Raw genomic sequence first — 11,748 nt, 5'->3', positions numbered from 1 at the left:
TCAATTATGCCTCGGCATAATTGCGTCCGGAATCGGCTTTGTGCTTAGGCCTGCAGATGTTTTTTGCGCGAAAGCGAAGCGGCAGCGGCAACAACATGATGCAGGTCAGTTAGCCGTTATCGCATGGATGCGATAACGGCTAACATCCTTTAAGAACTTCTTTCCGATTCCGTGGCATCCGCCAGAGGCTTTAAGCCAACAGATGTTTATTGCCACAGGACGTGGCGTTCTTAGACTGAGTTCCTCTATTTCAGCGGATGTTTGGACACCCACTGAAAAGTGACTTAAAACCGCATTCATCTCACCACCTATAGAAGTGGGAGACTTCTGTAGCTGACGCTTCGCTTTCGCTACAGAAAATAATTGCTGAAAGAAGTTAAGCTATTCGTCGAACGCCTTTTAGCCATGCAAAAATAATTAAAACGATTAATATAAAACCGACATATCCCATCACAGCATATAGCTTGGCTACAAGCGTCGTAAAACCAGCAAGACTTGCTAAAAAGCCCAAACCACCGATAAAAACGGCAGTTACCTTAAAACTGGCCTTATTAGGTTTTGAAAATCTTACCATAAATGAATAGAACATCCCCACTGCTGTATTATAAATCATCCCTAATAAGGAAATGGACATCAGTAGACCGATTAGAGGATGAATTTCATTTGCTAAAGCTAGCATCGGTATATCTACGCCAACAATTTCATTCATTTTTGCAAGAAGGGACAGGTTAATAAGTAGAATTAAAGCTCCAAGCAAAATCCCCCCAATAATGCCTCCCATCCCTGCCACTTTTTCATTGCGAATAGATCCACACATAACAGTTAAAAGCGAAAAACACACACCGATATTAAAAGACAAATACAGTAAAGCAGTAACCCACCAGCTTTTAGAACTTACCTGTGCTTGTCGTGCGATAACAGCTTGTTCGACAAAGGTTAAATCCATCGTGGCTAATGAATAGATAGCTATTATCGAGACAATTGCTAGCAGATAGGGTGTAGCTACAGCAATAACGTTTATGATACTCTTCACATCCATCATAACTGTCGCGATAGTAAGTACAATCATACAAATGCTCCCCAGCCAAACTGGTAGTCCAAACATTTGATGAAACGTAGCACCTGCTCCTGCAAACATGATTACTGCAACACCGAATAAGAACAACGACAGTAAATAATCCATCACAAAACCTACAGTATTACCTGAAATTTGATAAATTAAATCCTTGTGCGATGTCGTACGCAACCTTGAGCTAATTTGAGCAATGCACATTCCTACTAAAGCAAATCCAAATGTAGCAATAAGTGCACCATAAATTCCATGAAAGCCATAGCTCGTAAAATATAGTACGATTTCCTGTCCTGATGCAAATCCCGCACCGACGATAATTCCTACATAGGCACCACCGATTTGCAAACTTTTTTTCAATCAGTTCTCTCCCTGTTTATCCTATAATCAATTATGCCTCGCCATTATTGCGTTCATTAGGTTTTAACATCTGTTGCTTTCGCTACCAAAAGACATTTGTAGCTGACGCTTTGCTTTCGCTACACAAAACATTTGTAGCTGACGCTTTGCTTTCGCTACCAAAAGACATTTGCTGCAAGAAGTTAAACGGGCATTAAAACTCCCAATTCAAGGCGCTAAGCAACTAATGGAGGATCAATTGCCCGTATGATTTGTTCAATTACTATTCGAATGAAGAATCCCTCTGAATGAAGTTTCAATTATTGATAGACCTTCTTACTGATTGTTAGCTTATCAATTACTTTCATATTAGGTGTGTATCCAATTCCGGCCGTTTGTGGCACACGAATATACCCATCCTCTACAACTACTTCAGGTGTAATAATATCCTCATACCAATAATGACTAGAGCCTGCAGTATCCCCAGGCAACACAAAATTAGAGAGCGACGTTAATGCAATATTATGTGCTCGTCCGATTCCTGCCTCTAACATACCGCCACACCAAACAGGAATATTATTTTCCTTACATAAATCATGAATTCTTCTTGCTTCTGTTAACCCGCCTACACGTCCTATTTTTATATTAATAACACCACAACTACCAAGCTCTATCGCTTTTCGTGCATCTTCATAAGAGGTGATGCTTTCATCTAAGCAAATAGGCGTTTTTAACTTTCGCTGTAGCTTAGCATGATCGACAATATCATCTACAGCTAATGGCTGCTCAATCATTAAAAGATTAAATACATCAAGTTGCTGCAATACATCCATATCGTTCAATGAATAAGCCGAATTAGCATCTACCATCAATGGCAAATCTGGCATTTCAGCTCGAACAGCTCGAATAACTTCTACATCGTGGCCAGGCTTAATTTTCACTTTTACTCGTTTATAACCTTTATTTACATGGCCTTTTAATAAATCAATTAATGCTTCTGTGGAAGATTGAATTCCTACGCTAACGCCTACCTCTATTTGCTCCTTATCTCCGCCTAACGCTTGAGCAAGTGATTGTTTCGTTTGTTGAGCGTAAATATCCCATATAGCCCCTTCAATAGAGGACTTCGCCATGCAATTACGACGAATAGAGGAGAACAAAGCACTAACTTCATCTGGATGCCCAACCTCTTTATGTAACAAGATGGGGATTAAGAAGTCTTCAAGCATATGCCATGTTGTTTTTAATGTCTCCTCTGTATACCAAGGCGCTACAAAGGCCACTGCTTCTCCCCATCCTACAGTTCCTGATTGATCTATCGCTTCTATAAGTAAGAGTTCTTTTTCATCAATTGTGCCAAAACTCGTTGTAAACGGTGCTTTCATAGGCATTTTTATATGTCTAACTATAATCTGTTCTAGTTTCACAAGATTTCACTCCTTATCCTTATTATAAAGCTAATAAGGAGCGTCTGACTAATAGATAGCTATGAACATATTCCTTATTCTTTTTCATTCGAACAATCGCATAATTTTGTTCAAATAATGTCGTTAAAATAGTACGAACTTTAAAACGCCATTCCTCTGCAAGTTTAGGACTCTCTACTTTCATCTTTTGTAAATATTGAGGAATGGGCAATAAATAGGCGTCCTTATAATATAATTGCTCGCGCTGAAATTCGCCATCAATATCGAGCACTGGCAAGCCATCTACCGTTAAAGACCACGGTACAATTTCCTCAGCTCCTTCTTCCAGTTCATCCAAGGAATCCTCCACTCGATCGCGTTCAATCCACCATTCTACAACAATTCGATCTGACGGTAGCCCCTCGTTAAAATCATCCTTGAGCGGACCATAATAATCATTTTCATACTGAAAACTAAAGGCATTGAGCTTCAAAAATGATAAATTAGCCATACATGCTTCTAGCGGATCAAATAGCCAAATTACAAGCTGAAACCCATGTTCTTTTGCATATTCCTGTTGAGCATGCTTTAATAATTCACCTACGCCTTGTTCACGATATGTTTTCTCCACACCAATCATGTGTGAGTGTAAATACATTTTTCCATGTCGATAGCCAACAAAGCAGTAGTTAAAACCAATCAGCTTTTCGTCTAAATACGCCCCAAGGACTAATCCACCATTTTGTACAACTGCTAACAATTGATGTGAGGGAATAGCCTGACTCCCCCAAATACTTTCGTTCAAAATTTGTACTTCTGCAATCTCTGTAGGTGTCATTATTTTTTGAATACGCACTCTCTCTAACATTATGCTGACCCCTCCTTTGTATTCCCCGACTTCAATGCTAACAATACCGCTCTTGTAAGGATTTCAACCCCCGTTACAAGCCTCGCCTGCTTAAATTTCATCTTCGGATGATGTAGTCCTGGTGTTAGCCCACAACCTAAACCTAACATCGTAGATTTTAAATGCGGACGTTGAACAGCATAGTGATGAAAATCTTCTCCTCCAGGTGTATGAACTGGTTTTCTTAAATTCGACAACCCTGTTGCTTGCACGATCGCCTGCTCCATAAGATATTGAGCAGTTGGGTCTACCTCAGCAGCTACAACATTTGCTACTGTACGTAATTCAATCTGCACTTTATGCAAGATCTTGGAAGAATCAATTACCCTTTTTACTCCCTGTGCAAGTGCATCCATTACATCATTTTGTTGAGCTCGTATATCAATGGTGAACGATGCACTTCCAGGAATAATATTGCCGGATTCTCCTCCTGCTTGGAATTTGGTCATCTTAACTGATACAGGAACCATTGGGTCTGTATGAATCGTTCTTAAATCTTCGATAATAGTTGCTCCTACTTCAATGGCATTCACGCCGAGATGCGGTCTTGCAGCATGGGCATCTTCTCCAATGATTTCCCCCTCAAGCAATCGGGAAGCTCCATGATGCAACGCGGCACAATATGTACCGTCTTCTAGCTCATGGACAGGTCTTACATGGACACCAAATAAAAAGTCTAAATCATCAATGATTCCTTCTTTTAAAACAGATAAAGCACCTGTTCCTTTTTCCTCAGCAGGTTGAAAAATCACACGAATAGTACCATTGAATGTTGGTGCAAGCTCTTTTAAAAGTAATAGAGCACCAATTGCCATCGTCATATGTCCGTCATGGCCACAAGAGTGATTCGCACGAAATTCACCATCTACTTCCTGCCATAACGCATCCATGTCCGTACGCAAACCGACTTTAGGATTACCATTTCCTACGTCAACATAAAGCCCTGTACTGTTTTTAAAGCGTATTGGTGAAAAACCTTCACGTGTTAGTAAATCAAAAATATAATTTGTTGTTTCTACCTCATGCCAGCTTATTTCTGGATTCGCGTGCAAATACGTGAAAATCTCCATTAATCTTGGCCTCAAACGACTTAAAGCTTCCTTCATAGCATCCAACCCCTTAAATTATCATACTATTAAGACTATTATAACGAAAATGAAATCTTTTCACACAAAAAACATATTCTCTCAATCAGCAAATTAACTACATGATACATGTTTATCACTTTCAGAACCTAGATAATTTTTTATATCGAGCACAAGGACTAGGTATGTTGATTAACCTTCTTTTATCCACTTTTACCAATTATAAGATGTTTAATTTCCGCTACAGGCTACAATCAGTTAAAAATATGCATACATAAGTAAAATACAAGGCTCATCACCAAAAGTTTAGGATGACGTTTGTTAAAATATATACCATGTATATTAGTTGATTGGAATGGAGACTGGGCGACATAATAAAGTAAAGGGATTCACACACAGTTTTGTGTCTGAGTCCTTTTTTGCTCTTTGAAAGGGGGCTGTCGATAAAATTTAAAAGTTGGGCGATAATTCCAGAAAGTGTTCCGATAAAATTAAAAAGTTGGATGACATTATATTAAAACATATGTCATGTGGATAGGTTGATTGGTACGAGTCAATAGGGAAAGAAGGCTAAAACCATCACGTCTTGTGATAACGCCTTCGTGACCAACATCCTTTTGGCCCAAGCGGCTCATCGGACGTCCCTAGGGAAGCGCCCAAGTGGAATGGAAATCAACCACACGTTATGTGATGAGCAAAGTATCAACAAAATATCTCTTAATACAAAAAAATGCAAGTACAGTTATTTGAATAACTGTACTTGCATCTTTTGATTAATTAATACCTCGCATAGCTTTTGAAATAATTGGCGAAAGTACTAATATTATTATTCCGAAAACAATTGATAATGAGCCTAAGAAACCGAAGTATGTGAATTCACTTACCACTTCATAGACTTTTACAAGTTGTGCGTTGATTGCTTGCGCTGCTGCACTTGTTAAAAACCAAAGTGACATCGTTTGTGCAGCAAAAGCCTTTGGAGCCAATTTTGTAGTAACTGACAACCCTACTGGCGATAATAATAACTCCCCAACTACAACTAAAAAGAATGATAATACTAACCACCATGGACTTACTAAATCTGTACCACCAGATAAATACGCTGGAAGCATCATCACTAAGAATGACAATCCTGCAAAGAATAATGCATAAGCGAATTTACGCGGTGTAGATGGTTGCTTATCTCCCCACTTCATCCATAACATGGCAAATAACGGAGCCATTGTAACGACGAATAAAGGGTTTAATGATTGGAACCAAGAAGATGGAATATGAAAACCACCAATATCCAATCGTGTACGACTATCTGCATACGTTGCTAAAATAGTCGCCCCTTGTTCTTGGATTGCCCAAAACATTACAGCCGATAAAAACAAAGGAATATAAGCGAGCACGCGAGACTTCTCGTCCTTCGTTGTTTTCTCACTGCGATACATATAAATAAAGTACACCGTTGGAATTACAATACCTAGCGCCGTAATAATTAAACCAAAAACATTCACTGTTAGTACGCCAGTTTTGATACCAATTGCCCCAGCAATAATAATAAGTAGCGCTAAAATCCCAAATCGTGTAAAGACTTTTTTCCGTTCTTCAGGCAGTAACGGGTTGTTTACCTGTAATCCTGCTAACCCTAAATATTTTTTTCCTGTTAATTTAAAAATTATTAAACCAATTAACATCCCTACCCCTGCTACACCAAAGCCTAGGTGGAAACTATACTGTTGTCCAATTGTTCCGACAATTAATGGTGCAAGGAATGATCCCATGTTAATGCTCATATAGAAAATTGAAAAACCTGCATCACGACGACTATCTGTATCAGCATACATATCTCCGACAATGCTTGAAACGTTCGGTTTTAATAAGCCTGTCCCAATGACAATAAAGAACATTGAAACAAATAACATGCTTGCGCCACCAGGTAACGCTAGCAGGAAATGTCCAATCATAATGAACACGCCACCATAGAAAATAGTCCTACGTGTACCTAGTATTCGGTCAGCAATCCAACCACCGATAATCCCTGACATGTAAACCAATGATCCGTAGATAGCCATAATTGAGTTCGCTAGTCCACGATCTAGGCCTAAGCCGCCTTCATGCAATTCATAATACATAAAGAAAATCAGAATTGCTCGCATACCGTAGTAAGAGAATCGTTCCCAAAATTCAGTGAAAAATAATGTAAAGAGCCCTTTAGGGTGTCCGACAAAGCCATTTTGAGGGACGGATTTTACGATTTCATCTTTAGTAGACATAAAAATATCCTCTCCCGATTTCATTATTCAATAATAATATTATTACCCAATAGTAATGAATAAAAACTTTATTTCATCATACTAAAGCGTTTTCAAAACTTTTTCAAGAGTTTTAAAATATGTTAGAAATTTATCACTTTTCTTTAAATTCAGTTTCATTCCACTGAAATTATACCAAACCTGTTGATATTCCTGAGTTTTCTCACTATTTAATATCTACTAAATAATTAACCGCCGTTAAATTATTCTAAAATATTTTATAATCGGATTATTTACTTTTTTTACAAATAAGCTAGTATTATCTAGAATTTCATTCACAGCGATATAAATCCGCTTTTTCGATTACAAAAAAGCATGCTAGAAACACGAAGTGCTTCTAGCATGCCCTTAAAACAATGCTGTGATTGATTATTTAATTACATATTGTTGGAATTTTGCATAATCCGCTTCTTTTATCTCTATTGTTAGCAGCGTGCCATTTTCTTCGTATGCTGTTTCATGGACAGAGGCATATTCATTTAAATAAGAGACGATATTTCCCTGTTCATACGGAATAAGCATTTTACATGTTACATAGTTAGAGAAAATATGCTGACGTATCATTTGCAATAATTCCTCTAATCCAATCCCTTGCTTCGCTGAAATCCAAATATTATCACCGCTAATAACAGGATAAGGAACGTTTGCTATATCAGCTTTATTATACACATAAATTGTCGGAATCCCTTCAACACCAACTGCCTTGAGCGTTTCATTTGTTACTTCCATCATAAAGCCGTGCTCAGAATTGGAAACATCCACAACATGGAGTAATAAGTCGGCATCACGAGCCTCTTCTAGAGTTGAGCGGAATGCCTTGACTAGATGATGCGGTAATTTGCTAACAAAACCAACTGTATCTGTTAATAAAAATGTCTTTTTATCAGGTAATTCTATTTGACGGACAGATGTTTCAAGTGTGGCAAAAAGCATATCCTTCTCAAACACTTGTTTATGATCTTCCTGCCCTATTTTTGTCAGTAGCTGATTCATAATAGTTGACTTACCAGCGTTCGTATAGCCAACAATGGAAACGACAGGGACGGCATTTTTACGTCGTTGTTTACGCTGCGTCTCTCGTTGCTCCTTTACATGCTCTAGGTCCTTCTTTATTTTCGCAATCTGATCCTCAATTTTCCGACGGTCCAGCTCGAGCTTTGTCTCACCAGCACCACGGTTTTTAAAGCCACCCCCTGTGCCACCACCTTGACGACTGAGAGATGCATGCAAGCCGACTAAACGAGGTAGCATATATTGCAATTGTGCTAACTCGACTTGCATCTGTGCTTCACTTGTTTTAGCACGACGTCCAAAAATATCTAAAATCAACATCGTTCTATCAATAACCTTCGTCTCTAAATCACGCTCTAAATTACGGATTTGTGAAGGTGATAATTCATCATTAAAAATCACTAAATTTGCTTGTGTTTCATCATAAAAATTTTTTATTTCTTCTATTTTACCAGTACCAACATAATGAGATGGCGTAATGCGTTCTAAATTTTGTGTAACAATGCCGGCAACTTCAACATTTAAAGCTTCAGCTAAATTTTTTAGCTCCTCCATTGAATAATCAAAATGCTCATCATTCCGTAAATTCACGCCAACTAAAACAGCTTTTTCCAACAATATATCTACTTCTTTAATTCTATCCATCCACAAACCTCCCACCAACACCTTGGTGCTACTACGACAAATTTTCTTCATCTTACCATATAATGTCCAAATTCGTGTCGTTTAACATACTATCGTAAAAAATGCGCCTCTATGCAAAAGGCGCATTTCATTTTTACTTACGTTCTTCCTTTAGTAATACTTCAGTACGATTAAATTCGGCTTCAATATCTTTATTCGGTTTATATGTCAAAATGCTGACAATAACGGCAACGATTAAGCAAACTAAGAAGCCTGGAACAATCTCATATAATGTATCAGATAAGACCTTTATTTTCCCCCAAATAATGGCGGTTGCAGCACCAGCTACCATCCCACTGAGCGCTCCGTAATTCGTTAATTTCCTCCAATACAGTGACAGCAATATTACAGGACCGAACGCTGCACCAAAGCCAGCCCAAGCAAAGCCCACTAAGTCTAAAATAGAACTATCTGGATTCCATGCTAAAATCCCTGCGACAATAGCTACAACTAAAACAGCGACACGGCCAATAAAGACATAATGCTTATCATCTGCTGTTTTATTAAATAATGCTTTGTAAATGTCTTCAACAAGCGCTGACGAAGTAACAATTAATTGTGATGAAATCGTACTCATAACTGCAGCTAATATGGCAGCTAGCATTATACCTGCAATAAATGGATGGAATAAGATTTGGCCAAGTACAATAAATACTGTCTCAGCATCCTTTAACTCACCAGCATTTTGTTCAAAATAAGCCACACCTACTAATGCTGTGGCAATTGCTCCGAATAAACTTAACATCATCCAGCCAATACCGATACGGCGAGCTTGCTTAGTTTCTTTTACTGAGCTAATGGCCATAAAGCGTACGATAATATGTGGTTGTCCAAAATAACCTAGTCCCCATGCAAGTGATGAAATAATTAGTGCTGTTGTTGCATGTGAAGATAATAAGTTCAGATGTTCAGGATTTACGGCTTTAATGGATGCTAGTGTGTCTCCGAGTCCACCTGTTAAAGACAATCCAAATAACGGTACAGTAACAAGTGCTACAAACATAATAAGCCCCTGTAAAAAGTCTGTATAACTAACTGCTAAAAATCCTCCAAACAATGTGTACGCCACAACAACAGCAGATACAATTAATAAGCCAGTATGGTATTCATAGCCAAATGAACTATCAAAAAATTTGCCCCCCGCTACCATTCCTGAAGAAACATAAAATGTAAAAAAGATTAAAATAATTATACCTGATGCAATTCTTATTAGCTTTGTATTGTCACGTAAACGATTATCTAAATAACTTGGAATAGTAATTGAGTCATTGGAAACTTGTGTATATACACGCAGTCTCGGCGCTACCAATAGCCAATTCAAATAGGCGCCAATTGTTAAACCAATGGCAATCCAAGCCTTAGCAAGTCCAAATAAATAGATCGCACCCGGTAAACCCATTAACAGCCTACCAGACATATCTGCTGCACCTGCACTTAGCGCTGTAACAGCAGGTCCTAGCGAACGCCCCCCGAGCATGTAATCCGTTAAATTCGATGTTTTAATAAATGCATACCAGCCGATTCCTAGCATGGCGATCATATAAATAATAATCGCAAGTAATTGATACATGTTTTCAGACATATATTTCCCCCTATTTCCCCTTTAGTCTATTTATTAAAAATTCTCTATAATTAAAATACCACAAATATACAAAATAACCTATAAATATCCAAAAAGTGAATTTTGAAATTATACTAGCATTGCATTTCATAAAGTGTGTTAAACTAGTGCCATCTATAACACGATAAAGAAGGCGAAATGTATGACATTTGAAGAAATGAAAGCTCATCTTATGGAGCGGATTTTACAACAGCAACTCGTTACTGCTACGATCAGTCAACCACGTATGAAATCAAACGAAGTAAAGCGTATAAAGCTAAAACCTTTATTACTTAAGGATGCTTACCATATCCAAGTTGAATATCAATTTGAACGTATTTTAAAACATGAAAATGTTTTATTAGAAAATTTCCATGAGAAGCTGGAAGCATTTTTTAACGATTACCGTCAAGCGCATGTTGATTTTATTGATGAAAAAATACAAGTACAGCTATCAAAAAAGAACAAAGTACTATGGAAATCCGATAAATCCTCAGCGCCAAAGCAAGTCAATTTAACGCATAATCGCAAGAAAAACTATTTATTGGCAGAGGATAAGCCCTACCCATTTTTAATTCGTCTTGGCGTACAAACAGAAGAGGGAAAAATAAAAAAACAAAAATACGATAAATTTAAACAAATCAACCGCTTCATCGAATTTATTGATGATGCATTAACCTATTTGCCAAAAGATCGTCAGGTTCGTATTTTAGATTTTGGTTCAGGCAAATCCTATTTAACATTCGCCCTATACCATTATTTAAAAATCGAAAAAGGCTTAGACATTCGTGTCACTGGTTTGGATTTAAAAAAGGAAGTCATTGAAGAATGCTCACAAATCGCACAGGATTTAGGCTATGAACAACTCGAATTTCTAGTAGGAGATATTAATGATTATAATGAGGAGTCTGCTGTGGACATGGTGGTAACGCTACATGCTTGTGATGTTGCCACTGATATGGCATTAGCCCGCGCTGTAAAATGGGGAGCAAGCGTTATTTTAAGTGTCCCTTGTTGCCAGCATGAGTTAAATCGCCAGCTTAACACACCAGCACTGGATATCATGCTTCAGCACGGTCTCGTACGCGAACGTTTTGCAGCGCTCGCAACAGATGCAATCCGAGCGGAAATTTTATCACTCGTTGGCTATGAGGCACAATTGCTAGAGTTTATAGATATGGAAAATACACCTAAAAACATTTTAATACGAGCCTATCATACAGGTAAAAAGCCGAGTTCCGAACAACGTGCTAACTATGATGCCTTTTTAAAGTTGCTAAATGCCAAGCCGTTTTTAGCAAATGAATTACAAGCTTACTTATAAAATTCGCTGTATTTATGGTCGTA

General features: G+C 38.0%; 8 protein-coding genes. 1 reads left to right on the top strand and 7 read right to left on the bottom strand.

Going from position 1 to position 11,748, the window contains the following annotated elements:
* Nucleotides 1-376: 376 nt before the first annotated feature.
* From ABH968_RS09375 to putP, 7 genes are all read right to left on the bottom strand, one after another.
* A complete protein-coding gene (locus ABH968_RS09375) occupies nucleotides 377-1,429 on the bottom strand; it encodes a YkvI family membrane protein (RefSeq protein ID WP_370043793.1) in 1,053 nt (350 codons plus the stop codon).
* Between the two features lie 299 nt (nucleotides 1,430-1,728).
* Nucleotides 1,729-2,835 (bottom strand): o-succinylbenzoate synthase, encoded by a 1,107-nt coding sequence (menC, locus tag ABH968_RS09370; protein WP_370043792.1) that lies wholly within the window; start codon nucleotides 2,833-2,835, stop codon nucleotides 1,729-1,731.
* A gap of 22 nt (nucleotides 2,836-2,857) precedes the next feature.
* Complete coding sequence (locus tag ABH968_RS09365; RefSeq protein WP_370043791.1) at nucleotides 2,858-3,682, bottom strand: GNAT family N-acetyltransferase; 825 nt, start codon at nucleotides 3,680-3,682, stop codon at nucleotides 2,858-2,860.
* A complete protein-coding gene (locus ABH968_RS09360; protein WP_370043790.1) occupies nucleotides 3,682-4,827 on the bottom strand; it encodes a M20 peptidase aminoacylase family protein in 1,146 nt (381 codons plus the stop codon). The genes ABH968_RS09365 and ABH968_RS09360 overlap by 1 nt, the downstream gene beginning before the upstream one ends.
* A gap of 752 nt (nucleotides 4,828-5,579) precedes the next feature.
* Complete coding sequence (locus tag ABH968_RS09355) at nucleotides 5,580-7,067, bottom strand: peptide MFS transporter (RefSeq protein WP_370043789.1); 1,488 nt, start codon at nucleotides 7,065-7,067, stop codon at nucleotides 5,580-5,582.
* A 408-nt stretch (nucleotides 7,068-7,475) separates the two neighbouring features.
* A complete protein-coding gene (hflX, locus tag ABH968_RS09350) occupies nucleotides 7,476-8,762 on the bottom strand; it encodes a GTPase HflX (protein ID WP_370043788.1) in 1,287 nt (428 codons plus the stop codon).
* Between the two features lie 133 nt (nucleotides 8,763-8,895).
* Nucleotides 8,896-10,383, bottom strand: coding sequence for a sodium/proline symporter PutP (gene putP, locus ABH968_RS09345; RefSeq protein WP_370043787.1), 1,488 nt, complete (start codon nucleotides 10,381-10,383; stop codon nucleotides 8,896-8,898).
* A gap of 181 nt (nucleotides 10,384-10,564) precedes the next feature.
* Between putP and ABH968_RS09340 the strand changes: the two genes are divergently transcribed.
* Nucleotides 10,565-11,725, top strand: coding sequence for a class I SAM-dependent methyltransferase (locus ABH968_RS09340; protein WP_370043786.1), 1,161 nt, complete (start codon nucleotides 10,565-10,567; stop codon nucleotides 11,723-11,725).
* Nucleotides 11,726-11,748: the final 23 nt, after the last annotated feature.

The sequence above is a fragment of the Lysinibacillus sp. RC79 genome, assembly GCF_041262405.1.
Classification (GTDB): Bacteria; Bacillota; Bacilli; order Bacillales_A; family Planococcaceae; genus Lysinibacillus.
The sequence above is the reverse complement of the archived record's forward strand: the minus strand, read 5'-3'. Positions and strand labels throughout refer to the sequence as shown.

Excerpts from the sequence above, each read along its gene's own strand:
- ABH968_RS09340 (WP_370043786.1), top strand. The coding sequence starts at position 10,565 with ATGACATTTGAAGAAATGAAAGCTCATCTTATGGAGCGGATTTTACAA.
- ABH968_RS09360 (WP_370043790.1), bottom strand. The coding sequence starts at position 4,827 with ATGAAGGAAGCTTTAAGTCGTTTGAGGCCAAGATTAATGGAGATTTTC.
- hflX (WP_370043788.1), bottom strand. The coding sequence starts at position 8,762 with ATGGATAGAATTAAAGAAGTAGATATATTGTTGGAAAAAGCTGTTTTA.
- putP (WP_370043787.1), bottom strand. The coding sequence starts at position 10,383 with ATGTCTGAAAACATGTATCAATTACTTGCGATTATTATTTATATGATC.
- ABH968_RS09365 (WP_370043791.1), bottom strand. The coding sequence starts at position 3,682 with ATGTTAGAGAGAGTGCGTATTCAAAAAATAATGACACCTACAGAGATT.
- ABH968_RS09355 (WP_370043789.1), bottom strand. The coding sequence starts at position 7,067 with ATGTCTACTAAAGATGAAATCGTAAAATCCGTCCCTCAAAATGGCTTT.